The organism is Pseudoalteromonas sp. K222D (assembly GCF_017653575.1).
Classification (GTDB): Bacteria; Pseudomonadota; Gammaproteobacteria; order Enterobacterales; family Alteromonadaceae; genus Pseudoalteromonas; species Pseudoalteromonas nigrifaciens.
Window position 1 is genome coordinate 39,035 of sequence record NZ_JAGGDL010000006.1, and the last position, 25,059, is coordinate 64,093.

The following is a 25,059-nucleotide window of genomic DNA, read 5'->3' on the forward strand; positions in this document are numbered from 1 at the left end:
AATTAACAGCCATCTGTCACTAAAGTAACTACAGGCGCTGTAACAACGGTTTTAATTGGTGCTGTTGTTGTAACTGCAGCTGTTGCTTGTTTATAATCAATACGACAGTCGTCAGTTTTTACATAACTATTTGGATAAATAATTAATGTGCCATCCCCTGCTGAATCATCAAGATTAAAATCGGCAGTGTTATCAGCCGCAAATTTTACATCTAAAAATGCTTCAAACGCTGCCTGTGTCGCTGCAGGGTAACCGTATACAGTTGCTACATCTCCAGTATCTACTGCAACAGTTGCTGTCGCTTCTTTTTGCTCACTGGCAATAATCGACTTACCGTTAACTATATTCATGCCACTGCGAATTGATCCCTGTAGTCCTTCTAGCGTAGATGCGTTCGCATCACCTTGCAGGTTTAAAAAGCGCGGTGCTGCTACTACTGCTAAAATTCCTAAAATAACAATAACAATAATTAACTCAACAAGCGTAAAACCTGCTTGCTTATTCAAAGGTTGATTTTTTAATGATTGTGTTTTCATAAGTAAGCCTCTTTTTTAATAATTACTTAATTTTTAAATATATGTACTTTGCCTGTTTTAGGTAAGTACGAAAAACCCACTGTTGCTGATGCTATTGCACCATTTGTAGGTATGTTTTGAGGGCTAAGAGTGTGCGTTGAATAATAGATACATTGCGTATTAGCTGCGTTATATCTAACTAAAAAACTAACCTCTTTTAAACTTAACTCCTCAGTATTTAGTGTGCTGCTGGGTGCATTTTGTAAAATTACATTTAACACCTGGCGACATTTAATTGCATTAATAGCATGTGCCCGAGTATCCCATTTTTCAGTTTCATCACTTGTTGGTGTCCCCATCAATCCATCGACACCAACAATTACTCCTCCATAATTAACAAACGTTTTATTTAATAACCCCTTGGGTCGCCCATTCAATTCCCATTGCCCGCGCACCAAACCTACCGCTGACATAAAGCTTGTAGCTACTGCATCAACATTTGCACTATGTGCCTGATTTTTAATATCTATATACCTAGGTATAGCAAAACTTAAAATTACAGCCAGTAACACAACAACAATTATCAACTCAAATAAACTAAAGCCTTTTGAGCAAGTAATTATTGTCTTCACTTTAATTACCTTTAATCGCTGACATCATATTCCACATCGGCATAAAAATACCTAAAGCTAAAATAAGCACCATAATTGCCACAAACACCGTTAATATAGGCTCTATTTTGGCGGTTAAGCTGCGTAAGTCATAATCAACTTCACGCTCATAATAATCTGCGGCTTCTTGGAGTAACTCATCAACTCGACCTGTTTCTTCGCCCACAGCAACCATTTGCAGTACAAGTTGAGAAAATAACTCACTGGCTCTTGAAACCCTGAGTAAACTGTCGCCTTTTTCTATATCTTGGCGCATGGTAATAATGGCTTTTTCCATATAACTATTATCTACAGCGTGCGCGGTGAGCGATAATCCGGTGGTCATAGGCACACCAGAGCGCAGCACCATTGACAAACATTGGCTATAACGTGCTAATAAAGTACGCTGTAGAATATCGCCAACAAAGGGAATTTTTAGCTTATATTTATCCCACTTATAACGCCCTGTTACGGTATTTAAATAACGCTTAAAGCCAATTATTGCGCCCACCAGCATTAAAATTAATAACCACCAGTAATTCACAAGAAAGTTGCTTGTTGCTATTAATATTTGCGTCATTAAAGGCAGATCAGCATTAAATTTAGCGAACATGCTGGCAAAGGTCGGAATAACAAAAATATTTAAAATGATCATGGCTCCCACCAACGCACAAATTACAAACGTGGGATAACGCATTGCCGCTTTTATACGCTTGCGGGTTTCTTGTTCTTTTTCAAAATAAATAGCAAGTTGATAAAACGCATCTTCTAAACGCCCAGCACCTTCGCCAACCATCACCATAGAAATAGTTAAACGACTAAATACTTTATTGTGCATCGACATTGCGCTTGATAGGTCACGGCCTTGCTCTAGCTGCTTGGTTACTTCCATTAACACCTGTTTAAAGGCTTTATTTTGGGTGGTATCCGCCAAACCAACCATGGCTCTAATAATAGGAATACCCGCTTTTAACAATGAATACATTTGCCGAGAAAACATAATCATGTCTTCTAGGCCTATTTTTTCATTAAATAAATTGTCAAAAACTTTAATGTTATTTTTAGTTTCAACCAGCGCAATTGAAATAGGAATAAATTGACGCTTCATTAAGTTATCAGCAACGCCTGCCTGGCTACTCGCTTCAAGCTGACCTTTAACTAACACTCCTTTGGCATCTTTTGCTTTATAGCTATATAGCTGCATCATCACCTCCGACTATTTCGGGGATGTATTCTGCAACCTTAAATACTTCATCTAAAGAAGTGATACCTTGTTTTGCATAATTAAGTGCCATAGCAGAAAGCGGAATAAAGTTAGCGCTATTTTTAGCCGCTTTAGCAAAGCCTTGCGTGTCATTTATACGCAAGGCATCCATCATTGCATCATCCATTTCCAGTAGTTCAAAAATGCCTACTCGCCCCTTATAACCACTATGATTACACGCAGTACAGCCTTGTCCTTTATAAAACTGTGTATCTGTTGTATTTTCGCCAAGGTACTTTAACCAACTGCTTTCTTGATGATCTGGTTGATACGGCGATTTACAATCGCTGCATACACGCCTAACAAGGCGCTGAGCAATAATGGCACGCAACGAGCTTGCGACTAAATAGGCAGGAGCTCCCATATCTATAAGGCGCATTGCACTAGTAATGGCATCGTTAGTATGTAATGTAGATAACACTAAGTGACCGGTTAATGCAGCTCTTAAGCCTATATCAACGGTTTCTTGGTCACGCATTTCGCCGACCATAATAATGTCGGGATCTTGTCGTAATGCGGTACGTAAAATACTCGCAAAACTTAAGCCTATTTTATTATTTATCTGTACTTGGTTTATACGCCCAATTCGGTATTCAACCGGATCCTCTACGGTAATAATTTTACTTTCTTGTTGATTAAGCTCGCTTAACGCTCCATACAAAGTGGTGGTTTTACCCGAGCCAGTTGGCCCTGTTACCAATACCATGCCATGGGGGCGTTTAATAATACTGCGCACCCGTTTTAAAATATGTGCCGGCATACCGGTTTCATCTAACGATAATAACCCGGCTGATTGATCGAGCAAGCGCATCACTACAGATTCGCCATGTTGAATCGGCATGGTCGAGAGTCGTACATCTATACTGTGGCTACGCACTTTAATATTAAAGCGGCCGTCTTGTGGCAGGCGCTTTTCTGAAATATCTAACCCCGACATTAACTTTAAACGCAGTACTAAAGCTGAGGCTATTTTCACCTGATTTAAGGTATGCTCTTGCAGTACGCCATCAACCCGCTGGCGAATACGTAATAAGCCTTCATCGGGCTCAATATGAATATCTGAGGCACGTACTTGCACCGCATCTTCAAAAATAGATTGCAGCAACTTAACCACGGTAGCATCGGATGTTTCGTCACCGAGTGAATTAAGATCGAATTCTTCTACATCTTGGTATTCTTCGTGTAATTGCTCTGCAAAACTAGTGATCTCTTCTGTACGACGGTATACGTTGTCAAATGCCGCCATTATTTGGCTTTCTTGCACAACCGCTAATTCTATTCGCTTTGGGGCGAGTATAGGAGCAAGTTGATCTAACCCTCTTAGGTCAGCAGGATCGCTCATCCCAACTAAAACTGAGTCGCCGTTGTCTTCAATAACTAACGCTCGGTAGCGCCGTGCGTACACTTCTGATAAAAGCTTAGATACATCCGGTGATATTCTACGCTGCGAAATATCTAAAAAAGGAACTTTAAGCTGCTGCGCTAAAAAGCGTAGTAATTGTGGTTCACTAATAAATTCAAGTGTGATTAGGGTAGAGCCCAGTTTACGACCCGTAGCCGCTTGAACATTTAAGGCTTCACTTAACTGTGCTTCGGTGATCATATGCTCATGAACAAGTAAATCCCCTAAACGCATTTTTAAACTAGGTCTCATACGGCCTCCTTCAGCGCTACTAAACGCTGTAATGCATGCTGGGTCATGGCTGTATTTAACCCCCCTAAATCAAGTGCTACTTTATATAAATGCTTAGCATCGGGGTACTCGCCTAATGCATCTTTAGAGGTTGCTAACGCTAGCCACCACTTAGCTTGACTGGGCTGTAATTTAGTTAACTGCTTAAAGCTATTAAGGGCTTTATTATGCTGGTTGGCACTTTGTGCAGCCGTACCTTGTAGCACCCAAAATTCAAAGTTTGCTTGTGTTTCAAAATCATCACTGAGTAGTTTTAATACATCGTCGTACTGCTGCTGCATGATTAGAATTTTGCTAAGCATAATACGCCATTGCAATACATCAGGATTTTGACTTATACCCGCTTGTAAAACCTGTTGCGCTGAGCTTATATCTTGCTGCTTAAAATAAGTTGCCGCGAGTAAGTTTCTCGCTTCTATATGCTGCTTTGATTGCGCTAAAATATTATTCAGGTCGCTTATTGCTTCACTATACAAACCAAACTGTATTGCTTGCTTAGCCGCAAGCAATTGCTCAGCAATTAATACTTGCTGAGATTTAGTTTTAGATGAGCTTTTAATCATTACGTTAGCTGGCTTAGCTTTAGATACTTTAAGGTTTGGCTCAAGGCTTGGCTCAATATTTGGCAAACTACTCACAACAGCCGCCACAGCGGGTACATTTTTATTAGCTGCAGTTACGTCCTTACTTTCACTTAACGCTTGTGGCTGAGAGTTATTAACAGCGGCGGCATCATTTATTAATTTATTTACTAATAACTGCTCAGCCTCATCAATATTTTGCGGGGCTGCTTTGCCAACAACATTCGCTACTTTAACGCCAGGTTGGGTATTTAAAACAGTCGCAATTTCTGGCTGCACATTACTATTTTTTGCTATTTCGTCAGTCACAATAATCGTGTTAGCTACACTTTTTTTAGCCGTTGCCCCTGCTTTTACTTCTTCTGGTGGTAATGCCGAGGTTAGCGTAACCGATAATTCATCCTGTGCTGGCTTATTGCTCGCCGCTGCCGGTAAAAGTAAATAAGCAGCAATAACTATGCTTATTACAGTGGCAATCACCAGCGCTTTAAATACTAAATTTTGTAGGTCGTACACTGGGGTAACATTTACACCAACCGCGTGCTGCTGGGTAACTTGCTTGGCCTCGCGCTGTTCAATATTTTTTAGCATATTATTAATAACGCTCATAGCCACTGCCTCCATACCCAAATTGCAGCAATAGCGATAACACTTATCGTAATAGCACTATAGCTCCAGTAATAACCCACTCTGTATTTAGCACAATCTTCGGTATCTTTTATTGCCAGCTGAATATGGCGCGTAGTTATTGCATTTAAGCCCTCTCCATAAGCTTGCAATAACGCTTTGTGGCATAAAATATTAACCAAACGTGGAATGCCTCTACTCGCACGTGCAATTTTTAACCCCATCCGATTATTAAATAAAGGGGGCTGATTAAAACCCGCCACTTGTAGCCGGTGGTTTATATAATAAATAACCTCTGCTGCTGTCATTGGTCTTAACGCATACGAAAAGCTAATTCGTTGGCGTAATTGCCTTACCTTATTATTGGCTAGTTTTTCATCAAGCTCGGGTTGTCCAAAAAGCACCACCTGAATCAATTTTTCACTTTCGGTTTCTAAATTGGTAAATAGTCGTAACGCTTCTAAGGTCTCCCAGCTCAAACATTGCGCTTCGTCTATTAGTAAAACCACCCGCTTGTTGTCGCTTTGTAAGCTCAATAAGTGATGGTTTATAAGCTGGCTTAGCGCTTGCTGATCTAACGCTTTGTCTACGTCCATTCCCAGCTCTATAGCCAGCGCCCAGCGTAACTCTTCTGGGCTTAAATATGAGTTAGGTAAATAAGCAACTGTGTAGTCATGCTCAATATGATTAAGTAACTTCCTACACAGTAAGGTTTTACCTGTACCAACCTCACCGGTCACTTTAATAAACCCCTCACCCATTGCTATTGCAGTTGTAAGCACTTGCATTGCCTCATGATGCGGCGCAAGCGCACAAAAGAACTCGGTGTTAGGGGTTAAGGTGAAAGGCATTTCACTTAGGTTAAAAAAGCTTAAATACATAATTAGTTCTTATACCAAGTGTCTAAAAGCTGACGGCTTTCGGCTTGCTGCTTTTTCCAAGTGTCGGGCATAACCACTGTTGGGCGGATCAAAATAATAAGTTCTTTTTTCTCTTGGCGTTTACGTATGTTTTTAAATAAATTACCAAATATGGGAATATCGCCAAGAATAGGTGTTTTGGTTTCTTCGTCCTGCGTTGAGGTTTGCATTAAGCCACCAATAACCACTATTTCACCGCTTTGAGCGCGAATAACAGTGTCTGACTCTCTAATATTGCTTTGCGCAAGCGGCAACTCAAAGCGTTGGTCATCTAAGGTAATTACCTTTAGCTGCTCTTGGGTTTCGGTTACCGACGGATGGACATGCAAAATAACCGAGCCATACTTATCTATTTGTGGCGTAACATCTAAAGCAATCCCCGAAAAAAACGGCGTTAAGTCAATTTCAGGCGAAGTGGTGGTTGAGGTTCCGGTTACTGTGGTGCTCGACACATTAGTAACAAAATACTCGTCCTGACCTACTTTTATCACTGCTTTTTGATTATTAGTGGCTGTAACCCTAGGATTTGACAACATTTGTACGTCGCCTTGGGTTTCCAATAAATTAATCACGCCGTTAAAATCGCCGCGTTCAATAGTTAACGACGATACCCCGCCAAGCGATGCTGAAAGGTTATTACCAAAATTACCTGCAGTAGTTGCAAAGGATATACTGCTGCCTAAACCGCTTGATATACGCTCCCAGTTAACCCCTTGCTGGTACTCATCTTTTAGCGTTATTTCTATAATTTTTGCCTCAAGAATTACTTGGCGTTGCAGGTTTTCTTGGCTTTGGCGTAAAAATTCTTTTAGCTGGCTAATTTCACTTGGCAAAGCATTTACGGTAACTAAACTGGCTTGAGGACTGGTGATAACATAGCGGCCATCGTTAGCACCAATGAGCGACTTAAGCGCTACTTCTAGCTCTTGCCAAAAATCGTTTTTATTAATTGTTTGAATACGTGAACCGTTTAAATCTAAATTTTGACTGCCACCACCAAACTCATTATTTTGTTGCCCACTGTTACTTGAACCACCACTGGAGCTACCGCTATTTTGTGCTAATTGGCTCACACCACCGGCCACGACACTCACGGTTGACTGCCCATGGCGCTGCATCATTAAATAGTTAACAGGAATAGTTTCGGTGCGCATGATCGCGGGCAGCACTTGCACAATGCGCCCTTCGTTTACAATATCTAACGGGTACATGCGTTTAATAACCGCAATCACCTCATCAAATGTAACCCCTTTTAAATTAAGGCTAATAGTGCCACTTACTTGAGGATGAACTGCTACGCTAAAAGGCGTACCGTCGGTTAGCCCTGCAAAAAATGCTCCCATCTCAACGTCATTAGCGGCCACATCAAAACGCTTTATAGCCAAGTCATCACTCAGACTTTGCTCGTTATTAATTGATGATAATAAGCTTTGTGCTAATTCATTGGGCATCTCTAGTGGCGCAATAGTTTTAGCTTGAGCTGAATCGGCCGCAAACTCTTGTCCAATATGCGATTTAAGCTCTTTACCCGGCTTAAAGCTATGGCAAGCAGTTAAAAACGTCGGTAATAATAAAAGCACCAACCATGGGCTAGATAAATTATTTTTTAATTTTATAGTCATATAATTCTAATTTTATTTGCTTATCATCATTAGCTAACACAACATGTTTTGAGTTGATACTTAGCACTCGAAACCCCTCTATAGCATCGCCTGCTTTATATAGATGCCCTGAAATAATCGCTTTATATGCCGTACTATTTTTAATAATAGATTGCAGCTTAAACTCCGTTTTTTGTGCAACCACTACGCCATTACTGATAAACATTGCGGGCTTAGTTGGATCCAGTAGCTGCGCTGCGGCACTAGGTGTGACAAGGCACACCATTAAAATATAAAAACTATAACGCAATAAATTTTTCATTCGCGCTCACCGTAGCAATTTGCAAAGTTAACTCAGCTTGCGGATACGTCTGTACCTTATAGCTAAACTCTTGAATTAATAATTTGTTTTGATTACTTTTTAACGCAGCTAAATATTGCATTAAATTAAAGTAACTACCGTGTAAGGTAAGCACCATTTGATGTTCAAAAAATAGCGTTTGTGTATCATTTTCCCCTAGTTTTTCTACATCAATTGCTTTAGCTGGCTTTACTTTAAAACTCACAACTTGCACTTCGGTGCTGTTAATTAATAAGTCTTTTAATACCGCGGGCACTTTTTTAGCAGCAATAAACCCTTGGCTAAAGGTATTAAGCTGTTTATTAATGAGCTGCTGCTGTTGTTTTGCTTGCGCTATTTGCTGTTGTAAAACTTGGGTATAGTTATGGCTAAGCGCCTGCTCTAACATAGAAAGTTGGTCGTTTGCTTGCTGTAACTCTTGCAATATTGAATGCTGCTGCGACTCAATTCGACTAACTGCATCTTGCTGTGGAAAAATAAAAAATAACAAACCTAAGTAAATAATGATTAACAAACCAACAAACTGCGTTAAGTACTTCTCACGTTTTTGCAATGCCGCAAACTGCGCTTGATACTTAACCCAAGTAGGCCAACTTGTTTTTTTGCTCTCTTTATTTTGGCTCATGGCTTAACTCCCTTACCGCTCAGGTCGGTGGCAACGTTAAACTCGCTAACCCCATCTTCAGTAGCTAGCTCCAGCACTGAGAACTCTTTATCAGCAAAAAAAGTGGATTGCTTTAAATTACTAAACCAAATGGGTAAATACTTAGACTGTAAGGTTTGCCCATGCAAAGTAACTTTTTGGCCTATAAACTGAATTTCGGTAAGCCAAATATTCGATTCATGATATTGCGCTAAATCTCGCATTACTTCGGCATAATCGGTTTTAGATTGTGCTGATGTTTGCGCTAAGTAGCTAAACACTTGTTGTTTATGCTGTATTTCTTGCTGTAGTGTTTTTAATTCACTTATTAATAATGTTTTATTTTGTTTATCGGCAAGTTGCTGTTTTACCACTTCTAGCTGAGTTTTAGCTTGCTTAAGCTGCACTTTACTTTGCTGTAAAAGTATATGGTTTGCATGTTCTTTGTAGGCATAAAGTGACCACACAATAGCAATAATAATTAACGCGCCACCCCACAGTATTAGCATATTTTGCAGTAATACTGGATCACGCCTTACACGTAAGGACTTTTGATAAAAGTTAATCCGGGTTTTCATATCACAGACTCCGGCTCAGTTAATTGATAAGCCGCACCCAATGCGTAGTAATATTGCGTTTCTAATTGCTGTGCTAGGTCTAGGGTTGGTTTAAAATCAATCACTTTAACTTGTAAAAACTCAGCCAACTCTGCTCTAAGTGTTAGTGACGTCAAATCGTCACACTGTAGCTGAATACTGCGAATAGGTGGCTGCTTCAACTGGCTCTCAAAAAAGTCCATAGAACGCTGAATTTCAAGTCCAAATGCCTCTACCAACTCTTGGCTTTGATCTTTATCTGACATACCCAGTAAGCCATTTAAACGCCGAGTAAGTAATAGCTGCCCATCGCGAATAATTAAAATACGTGGCTCAAAGCTGGCATGCTGCACAATGAGCATGTGGGCGTCTTTACTCGTGCCGAGTAGAGTTACAAGAGTCATTTCCTCTGATGTCATAGTGCGTAAAAGAGGCTTTACCTGCTTAAAACTATCTATAAACGGCAATAACTGCAGCTTACTGGTAATAAACACGTTCATTTTTTTACTTTGCATCGGCAATGTAATTGGATAATCAATAAAATCAGCAACAATATTTTCAGGATCAATATCGACTAGATCTTTCGTTGTCCACGGTAGCGATTGAATGATCTCTTCATCACTTAGTGCGGGTTTTTCTATTTGTACAATTTGATAAAGAGAATGAGGAATAACTAAGTTCACTGCGCACACATCACTACTAACCTGTTGCGTACATAGCGTAATTGCAGCAGTATAGTCATGTTTTTCAGTGATCTCTACACTGTGATATTTGTGTATTTTCCAGTGTCCATACTGTTTTTTTAAACAGACTGCATTAACGGTATTAGCATATGTTGCTACACCCACAACTGTATTTTTATCTAAACTACGCTTGAACAAGGAAAACAGTGAAAACAGTTTTCTTTTCATATAGCTACTATTATTATTAGTCGATGTACTAACTGTCGTACATTTTCATTACTTTGCCAAGTGATTATCACAAATAATGTTAAATAAACTTAAAATAAATGAAAACAACCAAATACAACAAATAGATAGTGATTTATTAAAGCGCAAAAATATATTTTTAGGCGTTAAGCGCGATGATCTACTCCACCCCCTCATAAGTGGAAATAAATGGCGAAAGCTTAAATACAATTTAGCCCAGATGCAGGCGCTTAAAAAAACTGAATTACTCACTTTTGGTGGTGCTTTTTCTAATCATATTCATGCGTGTGCGGCGGCTGGCAAGTTTTTTAATATAAAAACGCACGGGATTATTCGCGGCCCAGAACTAGACCCTAACAATCCTACACTTTTGTTCGCACAGCAATGTGGTATGCAGCTACACCCAATCACACGTATAGAGTACAAACAACGTAACCAAAGCGATTATTTAGCGCAGTTACAATCGCGTTTCCCTAATGCCTATATTTTACCTGAAGGTGGGACAAATAAACTGGCGCTTGAGGGTTGTAAAGAGCTTGCCCTGAGCTTACCTAAGCACGACTACTTAGTTTGCCCCACAGGAAGCGGTGGCACCTTAGCGGGGCTTATTGAAGGCAGTTCAGTTAATACAACGGTACTGGGAATTGCGGTACTAAAACAAGCTGACTATTTACGCGATGAAATTAAAGCGCTTAGCCCTAAAGCCGCTTCACAAACTAATTGGCAATTATTATGTGATTTTCATGGTGGTGGTTATGGTAAGTTTTCTGCCGAACTTTGGCAGTTTTGCCAATACATGAAAACTGAGCACCAACTGCCATTGGAGCCTATTTATACTGGTAAAATGATGCATGCTTTGTGGCAATTAATTGCGCAGGACTACTTTGCGCCAGGCAGTAAAATTATTGCGGTTCATACGGGTGGGTTACAAGGATTAGATGGTTTAAAATACAGAGGACTTATTTAAAATTAATGAAATACGGTTTGTGTAAAATCAGGCAACAACTGCGTAAAATAAAACCCCTGCGCGGCATCTACCCCTAAAATAGTAAGCATTTGTAGCTCTTGTTTGGTTTCTACGTCACTAGCAAATACCGCTATATTTAATAACTGGCACGCATTTACAATGTTTTTTACACAACTTTGTTGATGCGTGCTTGCCTCTATTGAGTGCACTAAATCGTAGGCTAATTTAACTCCTAAAACTTGTGGATAATTAACCAGTTGAATAATATGGTCACTACTTTTAATACCATCAATAATAATCTGATAATTTAGCTTAGTTATTATTTTTAATACGCCTTGTAAACGTATTTGATATTTAAAAAAGTCTGCTGCATTTATTTCAAATTGTAGTTTATGCTCTATTTTAAAATCGCTTACTTGCGTTATTAGCCATTGCCAAAACGCTTTGTTAAACCAATTTTTAGGATGTAAGCTAATGCTAATAATTGCGGCTGAAGTATCTGCTAGTAATAGCTTTTTAACTTTGATGATAATTGCTTGATCAAATAAAAATGCGTCTTGATCATTATCTAGCTGATTAATGCCAGCATTAGCTAGCAGCAACTCATTAGCGCCACCGCGTACTCTAATCAACACTTCATGTTGCAAAATACGCCCACTATCGAGCTCAAATAAAGGCTGAAAATAAATTACAAACTTATTTTTTTTAATGCTTTTTATTATTTGGTTATTCGAAAATATATTTACTCGGCTATGGCTTATTCCCAAGCGATGACAATGCTGTAATGGGCTTTGCTGCGATAAAGTTAACGCAGATTTTGCTTGTTGATAAACCAGTGTTTGATTAGCACTTGCTCTGTAATTACACAGGCCTATTTTTACATTTTTTGCCGTTAAGTGTTTTTGATGCTTTTTACATATTGTTAGTGCACAAAAATTTAAGCACTCAATGTACAGCTCTAACTTAATGATTGGAATATGCTTTATGGTTACCGCTAAGTTACCCGCACTTAATAATTTAACTGAAATATAGTTTAACGCAGGTAAGTTTTTTGCAAGTAGAATTTTAAAACTAGCTTCTAGATCAGTACTGGGATCAAAATGACAATGACACTCGATCAGGGCAAATATATTATAAGCTGCTGCCGTACTACTCTCACTTAAAAGGCGATCATTACCTAAAGTATTAGTAGGCGCTGTTTCTGCCTCTACTTTATGCTTTACATTAAACTTTGATTTCAATGACGCTACTCGGGTTGCTAAATGAGCAACCCAGCGAGTTGCCGCTAATATAATTAAATTTAGCAACACAACAAGATGAGCCTTAAAGCGGTTAATAAACTTAAGCTTACCCTTTTGCATAACGCACTCGCTAGTTAAATTACTAGCTAAAGTGTTGTCTAAGATCCCAAGAAGCACAAGGTAATAGTAAAAGTTTAGTATTGCATTTATAGCTAAGAAATAATGTTTATAAACTTCTCTAAATAACTTAAAACGTTATACCTCATTTAGCTCTTGTACTATAAACGTTTTGTGCGGACCCGCAGCCGGAGCGCTAGTAATAGAGTGTAAAAATGCCTCAAGAGCTTTTTTTTCTTTGCTCGTTAACGATAAAGGCTGCAGTATTTTAGATGTTTGTGGTGACAAAGGATCGTTAGGATCTTTATTAAAAACAAAGCCACCAGCATTATAAATATTTAAAACACCCGCAATAGAAGGAAACACACCATTATGCATCCACGGCTTACTATTCATCACATTTCTTAAGCTGGGAGTTTTAAATTTGCCTATATCGTCAGGGTTTTTGGTCACATTATAACGACCAAGATCTTCACGCTTTCGTTTATAGTAAGTTAACCCCAAATTATGAAATTTATTGTCTGAAAAAAGCGCTCCAGAATGGCAATTAATACACCGTGCTTTAGTTCTAAATAAGTGCAGCCCCCACAACGCTTGATCACTGAGTTTTTGTTGTAGCTGTTGCTTTAATTTTTTATCTTGAGTTTCACCAGCCTTTACAAAGTAATCAAAGGCCGAATTGCGCGACACTATAGTGCGTTGGTAGGTAGCAAGAGCTTGGGCAATGCGTGTAGCGGTTATTTCGCTTTGCCCAAATACCTGGTTAAACTTTTTTTGATAAGCTTGATCTTGATTGATCCGCGCTTCTAGCTCTGCAATAGTAAAGTTCATTTCAACGGGATCTTCAACGGGCATTAACGACTGCTGCTCTAAAGTTTGCGCGCGTCCATCCCAAAATAAAGACTGCCAAAATGCTGCATTTTCTATACTTGGTGCGTTACGCTTGCCATTTAACCTATCGTGTCCAAAAGAAAGTTTGCGGCCATCAGCCCAACCTAAATCTCGATCGTGACAACTCGCACAAGCCACTTGCCCAGAGCGAGATAGTTTAGGGTCGTTAAATAACTGCTCGCCTAAACGCATTTTTGCGGCACTAAATGGATTGTTTTTAGGAAATGTTACCTCTGGTAAAAGTGTAATTTCAGCATGGGTAATATCTGCATCTAAATTGGGCTTAGGCCACTGTTCTTGCGGCTTTAAATATTGCTCACGTAACTGAGTAAAATCGATTGAATCTGCATTGGCTAAGTTAAACCAAGTAGCAACAAAAAATAAGATATTAATAAATAATAAGCGCATAAGTTTTTATCGTGTTTTAAGTAAATGTGTGTCAAGTTACGGGGCTAAACCACAGCTATAACAGTAAATAACCAGATCTCTGGATAATAAGTCTATCTCTAGTAGCTACTTTCACCGTTAATTGCACCTGACTAGAGAAATAAAAATACTTTACAGTTCAATCTGTTAGTAATTAATATTGGCCCCTAGCCAAAACCGACGTCCTAACTCAATGCCTGTATTATACGGGCTAATTTGATAGGTACGTTTATTTAAGATGTTTTCCGCCTCAAAGCTCAAAGTTATTTGGTAGTTATTAGCTACCGCCACAGTGTATTTAACACTGGTATTTAACAGCCAAAATGCAGGGCGTTTTTCAATACGGTACACAGGGTACTCACGGCGATTTGGCGCACATCCATCACAAATATTACTGGCTTCTTTAATAGATTGCGTTTTGCCCGTGGCGTAAATAGCATCTTGCCCACCGTTGTAACGCGCGTAGGCCGATAGCGTCCAATTATCCCACTGCCCACCCCAACTTAAATTGGCAATAACAGGGCGGTTAAAGTCTTGTTTTTCTAACTCCATATCATGTCGAGTTACTAAATAATAATTAGCTTTATTAGTACTTCCGGCAATATCGTAATGATCAGAGCGTAAAAAAACCAACTCATTATCATCATACGAAAAATCTAAAAAAGCATCCCCATCGCCATTAAAAGAGCGCGGTTCACCATCAAATTGCTCGCGACTGGTGGTATTAGTTGCATGCGATACATTAAATTCAACATGTTGATTATTGTAAGTTGCCATCCAAGACAAGGTATAACGCTGATACCGGCTACTGCCCGAGTTAGCACCAAATAAAGTGGCTTCGCCTACATCGTTAGTGCCTTTTACACGGTTAACCGCATCTTGCTGCTCTCGATACAGCCATTTTAACTCCAGCGTTCCGCCTAGTAATTGATGACGATAAGCAGCCGACAGCTCATCACTAAACGGCGTTTTTAAATCAGAGTAAACATAACGATAGCCGCGGTTGCTTAACTGCGCTTGCCATTGCTGTGGCTGTTGCTGATAAATAGCCCGCACTTCGGTATAGCTAGGCTGCATGGCTTGGTTTAGCTTATAACTAATTGAGTCGTCTGCATAATACCGATTAGCACCGAGCACTATTTTACCTTGATCATTAAATACCGATACGCTGCCACGTAGTCGTGGGGCAAAATTATGGTTTTTAAGAAAATCGTTATAATCGTAACGCACTCCTAAATTTAAACTGTAATTTTGCCATTCAAATTCATTTTCTACATAAGCCGACAATTGATTAAGCTTTACACTAGCTGTTGATTTAGGTGTAATTTGGCGATATTGAAAATACTGCCCTGTTGTAGCGAAGTTATTTTGATAAATTAAAAAATCATCGGGATTTGATAAATCAAGTGCGTGTCCAAGTTTTGCTTCTATATCTGCCACTGATTGATATAAACGCGTTTCAATACAGTCAAGTGCATAACCTGCACAATCTATTTGCGGCGACACAATAGCGCCATTATATACAATTGCATCTTCTAGGCGGTCAAATACTGAGTTTTGCTGAGCTAACTCATAACCAAACGATAAATTACTATAAGCGCCCAGCCATGTTTTACTGGCAAGCTCGAAATCTTGTTTTAAACTGACCGTTTGTTGTCGCTTTTCTATATCGCCAAAGCCGCCTTCTAAACTGGTAATAGAGCCATCAATATTACCCCAATCTTTACCCGGTATATTTAGCCAAGCATAACGTATCGAACTGGTGTTTTTACTGTTGCGACTATCGCTATAACCAAGCTGGGTTTTAATATAAGCCCAACTCCTATCTGCTTGCCAAGTAAGTGATGCGTTATTGCCTCCCCCTTCAATGTTGTAATCACTGTTTTTAGCATTTACATCAAAGTAATCACCTTTATAAGGAGCAAATAAAAAGCTAAATGAGAAGTCATCGTTAGCGGTTGCTGCATAATCTAGTTTTACTAAACCGTTATAATTGGTTTGCTGCTGTAGTCGTGTTTGCCCTAATTGCTGTAGGCTCTCTTGTGATTGCGTATATTGAAACTGGCCAATAAACCCCAGCTTATCGGTTAGTGGGGTAGCAATGTAGGTACTTAAATCACGCTTATTAAAAATAGCACTGTTAAGTTCGTTATCGCCACTGAAGTCGGGGGCATAAAGCTTATGATACTCAACCCAATCGTCACTCGTTTGCCGATAATTAATGCCAAATTGCAGTTTATCGCCCGCTTTTCGGGTTTCGGCTTTAACTAGTCCACCAGTAAAATTACCGTATTTTGCTGGTATGTTACTGTCGTATACTTCTAAATGGTCAATTAAATCTAAATTTAAAAAAACAGCTTGAGTGTGGCCACTTACATCTTGCGCTAAGTTTTTGTCAAAATTGGCGCTGTCATTATTAAGGTTTGAGTTATTAGATAATCCATCAATTAAATACCCTGTAGCATTACCTTGTGTACCTGCAAGCGACACTTCCGATGGCTTAATATTACTAACCTGATCCGCAGCATAAGCAGTTTCACCATACTGCACACCAGGTAAAACACCTAAAACATCGTTTAAGTTACCATTACCAAAGCGATAGTCTCGCAGCATTTTTCTGTCAAGGGTATACACCCCTTGGCTACTTACCGAAATAGGGTTTGGCCGCTGCCCTGTTACCTCTATAATTTCGATATTTTCGCTGCAAGTATCAGTATTTTTTTTACATTGTTGATAGTGACTTATAGCAATTACTTTAGCCGGTGTTCTCTCTGCTGCACTTGCCTCATCTAGCACTGTGCTTTGCGCTGCAGCTGCAACATGCGTGAGCGAAGTACAAGCTAGCGCTATAAATGTTAAATATTGCATTTAATATCGATTCGGATTTAATGGAAACGCATCACTGTCATCGTTGACACCGTCGTTGTCGCTATCTAAGTCTAATTCTACCCCTGAATTAGCAATCATTTGTGCGCTTGCATGGGCGGTAAAAAAGTTCGCCTTGCCATCGTTATCAGTGTCAACACTGGCAACCTCTGAGCCTATAAAGGCGTCAAAACGGCTCAAACTGCCTATAACATTTGTTGCTATAGCGTCTTTTTCTACTACACCTAAAACTTCTTTTTCTGTTAATTTATAAGCACTTTTAAACATAGTAAGCTGGGCGTATTGATCTGCAAACACAGGCAAATAACGCACTTGTAACTGCAATGAAGCATTTTCTAAGCGCGCCAAATTCCAATCAATAAGCTCTGCCCACATACTTTTAGCTGCAGTAATTAATGAGGCATATTCTGCTTTTGTGCCCGCTACATACAACAGCTGATTTAAGTACTGCTTAAAGTTAATTTTTGATTTGCTAGAGCCATCAAAAAATTTCTCACTAAGAGCAAAACGCTCAGCGAGAGCGACCTTTTCTTCACCCTGTATTACCAGCTGTATATATTGCGCATAATACTGGTTTGCTAAAGCAAACTGACCATTTAAGCCAAGCGCACTGCCCAACTTACCAATATCCGTAATTTTTTGTATTAGCGCTTGCTCAGTGTAAGTTGCAATATACTGCTGCACTTTATTAACTAATGGCGCGGCTTCGGCGGTTTGACCTAAAGCTTGGTGATAAGGAATAAGATCGATATTGGCATCAACAACATCCTCTTTAAATACGTTAATACCATCTACTTGGCTGTATTTTGTTAATGCTATTTCGCGGCATGTTTGTAGTGTGTTAGCCGCTTGAGTTTGGTACTTTTCGTCATGTGTAATATTTATAATGGTGAGTAGTTGCTCTAACGCAAGCTGACACCCTGTAGCACCAGTAACAAATACGTGGTTTTTAATATTCTGTGCTAAATATGCTTCAGAGCTAAGTAACTCAATGCCTGTGGCAATAAACTTAGCTGCCGCGTCATAATTCCCTAACTCAATATAAATTCCCGAGGCACCTAGTTTACTCGCATTAAATGCAACTAGCTGAGTAAACAGTGGGCGTAAATTATTAGCATCACGTGTTGCTAAAATTAATTGTAAGCTACTATCTATATCGGCCGAATTACGTACGTGTGCTAGCAGTTGTGCATCTGCTGCCTTATTTTTAGCTAACTGGTAATGACTACTGTCTTTTTCAAAGGCGCTTAAAAACTTGCTTTCAACATCAAGTGCCGGATAAAGCTGCACAAAGTATGCTGCGGTGTTAATTAAGCCATACGGGTATTCCATGCTGGTTACGTTTGCATATTGATTAGCTGTACGCGGATAATCTACGTCTATATTAACAACCCCATATAAAGCAAATATATCGGCCAGTACTGACTTGGCTTTTTGTGTTGCATTTAACGCCAGGTAGTTTGCCATAACATTACTCAGCGCTGCTTGGCGTGAGCTAAAATAGGGTTTTCCTTGATTGCCATTTTTATTATTTTTTACATAACTGTAGCCAATCATATTGGCATAACGATACAACCTATCGGCCATACTAAGTGCATAATCGTAGTCGGCTTGGTTTCGAGATTGACGCCAATTATTAACCACATCCTCTACTCGGTCGCGATAACCAAAAAAAAGTAATAAGGCTTGCGTTGTTTGCTCCTCTCCTAGCGCCGAGCTAAATAAAATATCGAGAATATTAAAACTAACACTTGCCAATTCAGACTCACCCGCCTGTAAGTAAGACAAAGCTAAATCATTATAAAAACGCTGATCCTCACTATTAAAGGCACTAATTCCTTTGGCTGCAACGTACTCTGCATAAAGGTTTTTTGCTGTTAAACGCAGTTCATTACCCTGCTCGTTATTGCCTTGCTTACTATATAAGGTAGCTACCTCTAACAAGGCAATAGCGCGTATATTATTACGCGCTATTTTATCAACCGAGGTTAAACGTGTAACTTCACTATTTAATCCAGCTTGTGCATAACCTACTGCAAGCGATGCATTTATTGCGCTTAGATTAATATCATTTTGTAACTCGCTTGCAAGTAACTCCGCCTGCTTTAAATGCGATTCATCACTGGCATAGTAGTAATAAGCGCGATCAGCATTAGTCGACAAATTAGTGGTTATAATTAAGTTTTTACTCACCACAGCGCCATTGCCATCTGCAACCGTTAGCTCAAAACTATCCTCTTGATTTTCTAGGCGTGTAGTTTGGTAACTAATTTCGCCATTGCTAGCATTAATTAGCAAAGTGCCATGCTCTGCTGGGCGTGAAATACTATAGCTGAGGGGGTCGTTATCTACATCGGATACATTAACTTTGCCGCGCTTAATTTCACCACCGCTCACAATCACTTTATCGGTATGAATAACTGGTGCATCATTAATTGCTGTAACAACTACCAGCACACGACTAGTAGTTAGGTTTCCACCATCAGATACTGCAACCTGAAAGCTATCTTCGCCATTAAAATTGGCTTTGGGGTTATAGCTAATATGACCACTATTAGCATTAACAGCAACTGCGCCGTTAGCCGCAGCATTTGCTAAATAAAATGTCAGAAGGTCGTTTTCTGCATCGGTTGCGGCAACCATTAAGCTTGCAACACTGTCTTCGTTTAGTTGGATTTGGTAACTGGCTTGTGAAAAAATAGGCGCTGAGTTAGCTCCACTACCAGAGCCGCAACCAGTGAGCGCTAATGCTGCAAAGATTATTACTAAAGCTAAACGTTTAAGAGACATGCCTATTTCTCAGATAAAAACCGAAAGCACATGCTAATGCAAACCATTATCAATATCAATCGCTTTAATAATATTAATCTACCCTGAACTCTATTTAAAACCTCATTTTAAAAACAAAAAACCCAGCAGTTACGCTGGGTTTAGATAATATTAAATGCCTAAATTGACACTCTATATTCTATTTTTGTCTTTGGTTAGAACGGTATGTCGTCGTCAAAATCAATGGTTGGTTCCATTGGGTTAGACGCGCCGCCTTGTGGAACATTTTGCGGTTTAGGAGCAAAGCCACCTTGCTGTTGTGGTGCACTGCTTTGCTGTGGTGCAAAACCACCTTGTGGCTGCTGATATTGGTTATTTTGTTGTGGTGTAGGAGCCGACTGTGGCTGTGCTGCTGGTGCAGACTGCTGTTGTGGAGTATAACCGCCTTGCTGTTGGTTATTTTGCCCCTGGTTGCTTTGGTAACCACCACTTTGTTGGCCGCCTTGTGATTGGTTATTTTGATAACCACCACTTTGCTGTCCGCCTTGTGATTGATTACCTTGGTAACCACCACTTTGTTGCCCACCTTGCTGGTCGCCACCACGGCTCCCTAACATTTGCATTTGGCCGGTAAAACCGTCAACTACAATTTCAGTCGTGTATTTTTCTTGGCCTTGTGGGTCAGTCCATTTACGTGTTTGAAGTTTACCTTCAACATAAATTTGTGAACCTTTACGGCAATATTCACCAACAATTTCTGCTAACTTGCCAAAAAATACCACACGGTGCCACTCAGTTTTATCAACCATTTGGCCAGTGTTTTTGTCTTTGTAGCTATCTGAAGTTGCTAAGGTGATATTTGCTACACCGTTGCCATTAGGCATATAACGTACTTCAGGATCTTGTCCTAAATTACCAACCAAAATTACTTTGTTCACACCGCGTGCCATGGAACTATCTCCTATAAACGTTAGATTAAACCAGCTACTTTACGTGCTTGGTCTAGGTCAAATTCTTTATCATTAATCTTTAAGTAGCTGCGGCTTTCGTCGCGCACTACAGTTGCTTCTATTACGCCAGGTAAAGCAACTAACAGAGAAGCAAGCGACTGTGCCTGCTCTTCTGAGTCTAATTTGGTCATTAAGCTAATAACTTTACTTTTGGGTGGGACTTGCATTTTCCACGCAATAATAAGCCATATTAACCCAACAAGTGCCGCTGCCGCAAACACCGCTTGCGTTGTTGTGGTTTGTGCTACATAACCGCCAAGCATACCGCCTAAAAAGGCACCTAAAAACTGGCTAGTAGAATACCCACCCATGGCAGAACCTTTTTGGCTTGCTGGTGCAATACGCGATACTAGCGCTGGCATGGTGGCTTCTAAAAAGTTAAATGCAACAAAATACAACAGCATACAAGCAGCAATACCTACAATACTGTTAACCCATACCGACATAGCCAGCATGCTCAACATTAACAGTATAACGGAGCCAATAAATGCCTGCTTTTCTTTCTCTTTTTTAATGGCGATTATCATAATAGGCACCATTAATAAAAAAGCTAAAAATAATACTGGGATATATAAATGCCAGTGATTATCGGCCACTAAGCCATCTTTAATAAGCTGACTCGGTAACACTACAAAAATAGTAGTGAGGGTTAAATGTAATAGTAATACGCCCGCATTTAAGCGCGCTAGCTGCGGGTGTTTAATCAATTTTTTAATATCGCTAAAGCTGGCGAGCGTATCGCCTTTAGGAGCTTTATTAACCGCATTAGGTACTAGCATAGTCACTATAAATATGCCGACCATAGCTAATATTGCGGTTAACCAAAATACCCCCGAAATACCCCACGAGGCAGCGACGATTGGCCCAAGTAACATAGCAAACGCAAAGCTCATGCCTATGCTCATACCAATAACAGCCATTACTTTGGGGCGTTGTTCATCGCGGCTTAAATCGGAAGCAAACGCCAGTAATGCACTGGCTATAGCGCCCATACCTTGTAACGCACGTCCAACTGTAACCATTTGAATTGAATCGGCTAATGCCGCTATTACCGAGCCCAGCGCAAACATTAGTAAGCCGCCAACAATAACCTTTTTACGGCCAATTTTATCAGACAATCGACCCATAGGTATTTGCAATACCGCTTGGGTTAAACCATACGCGCCAATAGCAAAGCCTATCCAGATAGGCGAAAAGCCCTCCAATGATTGGCCATAAATAGCTAATACAGGCATCAGCATAAATAAGCCGAGCATTCTAAATGCAAACACACTAGCTAGCGATATAGCAGCGCGTTTTTCTCGTGAATTAAGTGAAGATGCGGTCATTATTTGCGTGATCTTACTGTGTGGAAAATTTAGGCTGAGATTCTACCATAAGCTTACTAATAATTAATCGTCATAAGTAAGGATTTTTCATTGATCATAGATTAATAATGTTACGTATTATGCGATACTGGACAAATAATTTTGGTAATAGACGAGATAGCATGGAAAACATTGAAGTCCGAGGCGCCCGCACGCACAATTTAAAAGACATCAGCCTAACCATCCCACGTGATAAGCTAATTGTTATTACTGGCCTATCTGGTTCGGGTAAGTCTTCGCTTGCATTTGATACTTTGTATGCAGAGGGGCAGCGTCGTTATGTTGAATCACTTTCTGCGTATGCAAGGCAGTTTTTGTCACTGATGGAAAAACCCGATGTAGATCATATTGAAGGTCTTTCTCCGGCTATTTCTATTGAGCAAAAGTCAACATCGCACAACCCGCGATCGACTGTGGGTACGATTACCGAAATTTATGACTATTTACGTTTAATGTTTGCCCGCGTGGGCGAACCGCGTTGCCCAACTCACGACCTACCGTTAGCCGCACAAACTATTAGCCAAATGGTTGATACTGTTTTAGCTCTGCCTGAGGGCAGTAAACTCATGTTGCTTGCACCGGTAATAAAAGAGCGTAAAGGTGAGCATGTTAAGCTCCTTGAGCAATTGGCGAGCCAAGGCTACATTCGTGCCCGCATAGATGGCGAAGTATGTGACCTATCGGATCCACCGCCACTTGATCTACATAAAAAACATACTATAGAAGTAGTTGTAGACCGCTTTAAAGTAAAAGATGGCCAACAACAGCGTTTAGCTGAGTCATTTGAAGCTGCATTAGAAATGTCGGGTGGCGTGGCTAACATAGCTTATATGGATGACAGCAGCGCAGAAGAAATGCTGTTTTCGGCTAATTTTGCCTGCCCTACTTGTGGCTATGCCATGACCGAGTTAGAGCCAAGATTGTTTTCGTTTAACAATCCAGCCGGAGCATGCCAAAGCTGTGACGGCCTAGGCGTACGCCAATATTTTGATCCAAACCGCGTAGTACAAAACCCTGAACTAAGCTTGGCCGGTGGCGCAATTAAAGGCTGGGATAAACGCAGTTTTTATTATTACCAAATGCTACAAGCCGTTGCGCAGCATTATAATTTTGATTTAGATGTGCCATATCAGGATTTAGATAAAACCTCGCAAAAAATCATTTTAGAAGGCTCAGACACTACTAAAATAGCCTTTAGCTACCGTAACGACCGCGGCGATTTAATTACCCGTAATCACGAGTTTGAAGGGGTACTTAATAATATGTACCGTCGCTACCGTGAAACTGAATCAAACTCGGTACGTGAAGAACTAGCAAAGTATCAAACCAGCCAGGCCTGCCCTAGCTGTCATGGCTCGCGTTTACGCCAAGAGTCGCGCCATGTATTTATTGGCCAAACTAACTTACCCACTATTACTCATATGAGTATTGGTGAAGCAATGGACTTTTTTGAAGGGTTAAAACTAACCGGACAAAGAGGCCAAATAGCTGAAAAAATATTAAAAGAAATTCGCGACCGTTTATCGTTTTTAATTAACGTGGGTTTAAACTACCTCTCACTCGATAGAAGTGCCGATACTCTTTCGGGCGGTGAAGCACAACGTATTCGCCTTGCAAGCCAAATTGGCGCAGGCCTAGTGGGTGTTATGTATGTACTGGATGAGCCATCAATTGGTTTGCATCAGCGCGATAACGACCGATTATTAAAAACATTGGTGCATTTACGCGATTTAGGTAATACCGTTATTGTGGTTGAGCACGACGAAGATGCTATTCGCGCAGCCGATCACATTATTGATATTGGCCCAGGTGCTGGTGTGCATGGCGGGCATATTATTGCCCAAGGTACTCGCGACGATATTTTAGCCTGTAAAGAGTCGGTTACTGGGCAGTTTTTATCCGGCGTACGTAGAATAGAAATACCTAAATTACGCCACCCCACTAACGACAAATGGCTGGAGTTATTTGGCGCTACTGGTAACAACTTAAAAAATGTTGATTTAAAAATTCCATTTGGCTTAATGACCTGTGTAACGGGTGTGTCTGGCTCGGGCAAATCTACGCTCATAAACGACACCTTATTTAAGCTTGCGCATACTGAATTAAATGGCGCAACAACTGCCGAAGCTGCTGCGTATAAATCAATTACAGGGCTTGAGCATTTTGATAAAGTGATCGACATTGATCAGAGCCCAATTGGCCGCACACCACGCTCGAACCCGGCTACTTATACTGGTATTTTTACTGGTATTCGTGAATTATTTGCCGGTACGCAAGAGTCGCGCTCTCGTGGTTATAAAGTAGGTCGCTTTAGCTTTAACGTTAAAGGCGGACGCTGTGAAGCTTGCCAAGGCGATGGCGTAATTAAGGTAGAAATGCACTTTTTACCTGATGTGTACGTGCCGTGCGACGTGTGTAAGGGTAAACGATATAATCGCGAAACCCTTGAAGTACTGTATAAGGGTAAAAATATTCATCAAGTACTCGACATGACAGTGGAAGATGCCCACGACTACTTTGATAAAATACCGGCCATTGCACGCAAACTTAAAACCCTGATGGACGTAGGTTTATCGTACATTCGTTTAGGCCAAGCAGCTACAACGCTTTCGGGCGGTGAAGCACAGCGAGTTAAATTAGCCCGCGAGCTGTCAAAACGCGATACCGGTAAAACGCTATACATACTTGATGAACCAACAACAGGCTTACACTTTGCCGATATTGAACAGCTGCTTGTTGTACTTCATCGCTTGCGCGATCACGGTAATACTATTGTTGTTATTGAGCATAACCTCGATGTTATTAAAACCGCAGATTGGGTTATCGATTTAGGCCCTGAAGGCGGAGCTGGCGGTGGTGAAATACTCATTGCAGGTACACCTGAGCAAGTAGCCGAGTGTGAGCGCTCGCATACTGGCCGTTATTTAAAAGAACTGCTTAAATAACGAGTGCAAGCTGGGTAGCTATTCATTTTTTGTGTATTTGGTGGTTAACTTCTTTTATTA

General features: G+C 40.3%; 19 protein-coding genes. 2 read left to right on the plus strand and 17 right to left on the minus strand.

Annotated elements, in window-relative coordinates; genetic code table 11:
• Positions 1-2: 2 nt before the first annotated feature.
• Genes J5X91_RS05085 through J5X91_RS05135 form a run of 11 tightly spaced genes read right to left on the minus strand, consistent with a single transcriptional unit; the run spans position 3 to position 10,362 of the window.
• Positions 3-536, minus strand: a complete 534-nt coding sequence (locus J5X91_RS05085) for a prepilin-type N-terminal cleavage/methylation domain-containing protein (protein WP_208834178.1) — start codon at positions 534-536, stop codon at positions 3-5.
• A 26-nt stretch (positions 537-562) separates the two neighbouring features.
• The gene (locus J5X91_RS05090; RefSeq protein WP_208834179.1) at positions 563-1,147 is read right to left on the minus strand and encodes a prepilin-type N-terminal cleavage/methylation domain-containing protein; all 585 of its coding nucleotides are present in this window, start codon (positions 1,145-1,147) and stop codon (positions 563-565) included.
• Position 1,148: 1 nt separating this feature from the next.
• The gene (locus J5X91_RS05095) at positions 1,149-2,369 is read right to left on the minus strand and encodes a type II secretion system F family protein (protein ID WP_208834203.1); all 1,221 of its coding nucleotides are present in this window, start codon (positions 2,367-2,369) and stop codon (positions 1,149-1,151) included.
• A complete protein-coding gene (locus J5X91_RS05100) occupies positions 2,356-4,083 on the minus strand; it encodes a GspE/PulE family protein (RefSeq protein ID WP_011329337.1) in 1,728 nt (575 codons plus the stop codon). The genes J5X91_RS05095 and J5X91_RS05100 overlap by 14 nt, the downstream gene beginning before the upstream one ends.
• Positions 4,080-5,312 carry a tetratricopeptide repeat protein gene (locus tag J5X91_RS05105; RefSeq protein WP_208834180.1) on the minus strand — a complete coding sequence of 411 codons (1,233 nt, stop codon included), beginning with the start codon at positions 5,310-5,312 and terminating at the stop codon, positions 4,080-4,082. The genes J5X91_RS05100 and J5X91_RS05105 overlap by 4 nt, the downstream gene beginning before the upstream one ends.
• Complete coding sequence (locus J5X91_RS05110; RefSeq protein WP_011329339.1) at positions 5,309-6,211, minus strand: AAA family ATPase; 903 nt, start codon at positions 6,209-6,211, stop codon at positions 5,309-5,311. Before J5X91_RS05110 ends, J5X91_RS05105 begins: the two co-directional genes overlap by 4 nt.
• A gap of 2 nt (positions 6,212-6,213) precedes the next feature.
• Complete coding sequence (mshL, locus tag J5X91_RS05115; RefSeq protein ID WP_011329340.1) at positions 6,214-7,872, minus strand: pilus (MSHA type) biogenesis protein MshL; 1,659 nt, start codon at positions 7,870-7,872, stop codon at positions 6,214-6,216.
• A complete protein-coding gene (locus tag J5X91_RS05120; protein ID WP_041454587.1) occupies positions 7,850-8,173 on the minus strand; it encodes an agglutinin biogenesis protein MshK in 324 nt (107 codons plus the stop codon). The genes mshL and J5X91_RS05120 overlap by 23 nt, the downstream gene beginning before the upstream one ends.
• Positions 8,151-8,837 carry an agglutinin biogenesis protein MshJ gene (locus tag J5X91_RS05125; RefSeq protein WP_208834181.1) on the minus strand — a complete coding sequence of 229 codons (687 nt, stop codon included), beginning with the start codon at positions 8,835-8,837 and terminating at the stop codon, positions 8,151-8,153. Before J5X91_RS05125 ends, J5X91_RS05120 begins: the two co-directional genes overlap by 23 nt.
• Positions 8,834-9,433 (minus strand): PilN domain-containing protein, encoded by a 600-nt coding sequence (locus J5X91_RS05130; RefSeq protein WP_011329343.1) that lies wholly within the window; start codon positions 9,431-9,433, stop codon positions 8,834-8,836. The genes J5X91_RS05125 and J5X91_RS05130 overlap by 4 nt, the downstream gene beginning before the upstream one ends.
• Positions 9,430-10,362: a hypothetical protein gene (locus tag J5X91_RS05135; RefSeq protein ID WP_011329344.1), complete on the minus strand. Its 933-nt coding sequence runs from the start codon at positions 10,360-10,362 to the stop codon at positions 9,430-9,432. Before J5X91_RS05135 ends, J5X91_RS05130 begins: the two co-directional genes overlap by 4 nt.
• A gap of 76 nt (positions 10,363-10,438) precedes the next feature.
• On the opposite strand from J5X91_RS05135, the gene J5X91_RS05140 reads away from it, so the two are divergent.
• Positions 10,439-11,347 (plus strand): pyridoxal-phosphate dependent enzyme, encoded by a 909-nt coding sequence (locus J5X91_RS05140; RefSeq protein ID WP_182683876.1) that lies wholly within the window; start codon positions 10,439-10,441, stop codon positions 11,345-11,347.
• Positions 11,348-11,349: 2 nt separating this feature from the next.
• On the opposite strand, the gene J5X91_RS05145 is transcribed toward J5X91_RS05140, so the two are convergent.
• The 6 genes from J5X91_RS05145 to J5X91_RS05170 form a co-directional block, all read right to left on the minus strand.
• Entirely contained in the window at positions 11,350-12,657 is a 1,308-nt protein-coding gene (locus tag J5X91_RS05145) for an EAL domain-containing protein (RefSeq protein WP_208834182.1), read from the minus strand.
• 186 nt (positions 12,658-12,843) lie between these two features.
• Complete coding sequence (locus J5X91_RS05150) at positions 12,844-14,004, minus strand: cytochrome c peroxidase (protein WP_208834183.1); 1,161 nt, start codon at positions 14,002-14,004, stop codon at positions 12,844-12,846.
• Between the two features lie 165 nt (positions 14,005-14,169).
• Positions 14,170-16,890: a TonB-dependent receptor gene (locus tag J5X91_RS05155; RefSeq protein ID WP_208834184.1), complete on the minus strand. Its 2,721-nt coding sequence runs from the start codon at positions 16,888-16,890 to the stop codon at positions 14,170-14,172.
• Positions 16,891-19,698 carry an Ig-like domain-containing protein gene (locus J5X91_RS05160; protein WP_208834185.1) on the minus strand — a complete coding sequence of 936 codons (2,808 nt, stop codon included), beginning with the start codon at positions 19,696-19,698 and terminating at the stop codon, positions 16,891-16,893.
• Between the two features lie 194 nt (positions 19,699-19,892).
• Complete coding sequence (gene ssb, locus J5X91_RS05165; RefSeq protein WP_208834186.1) at positions 19,893-20,627, minus strand: single-stranded DNA-binding protein; 735 nt, start codon at positions 20,625-20,627, stop codon at positions 19,893-19,895.
• 20 nt (positions 20,628-20,647) lie between these two features.
• Positions 20,648-22,015: an MFS transporter gene (locus tag J5X91_RS05170; RefSeq protein ID WP_208834187.1), complete on the minus strand. Its 1,368-nt coding sequence runs from the start codon at positions 22,013-22,015 to the stop codon at positions 20,648-20,650.
• Between the two features lie 161 nt (positions 22,016-22,176).
• Between J5X91_RS05170 and uvrA the strand changes: the two genes are divergently transcribed.
• Positions 22,177-24,999: an excinuclease ABC subunit UvrA gene (gene uvrA, locus J5X91_RS05175; protein ID WP_208834204.1), complete on the plus strand. Its 2,823-nt coding sequence runs from the start codon at positions 22,177-22,179 to the stop codon at positions 24,997-24,999.
• Positions 25,000-25,059: the final 60 nt, after the last annotated feature.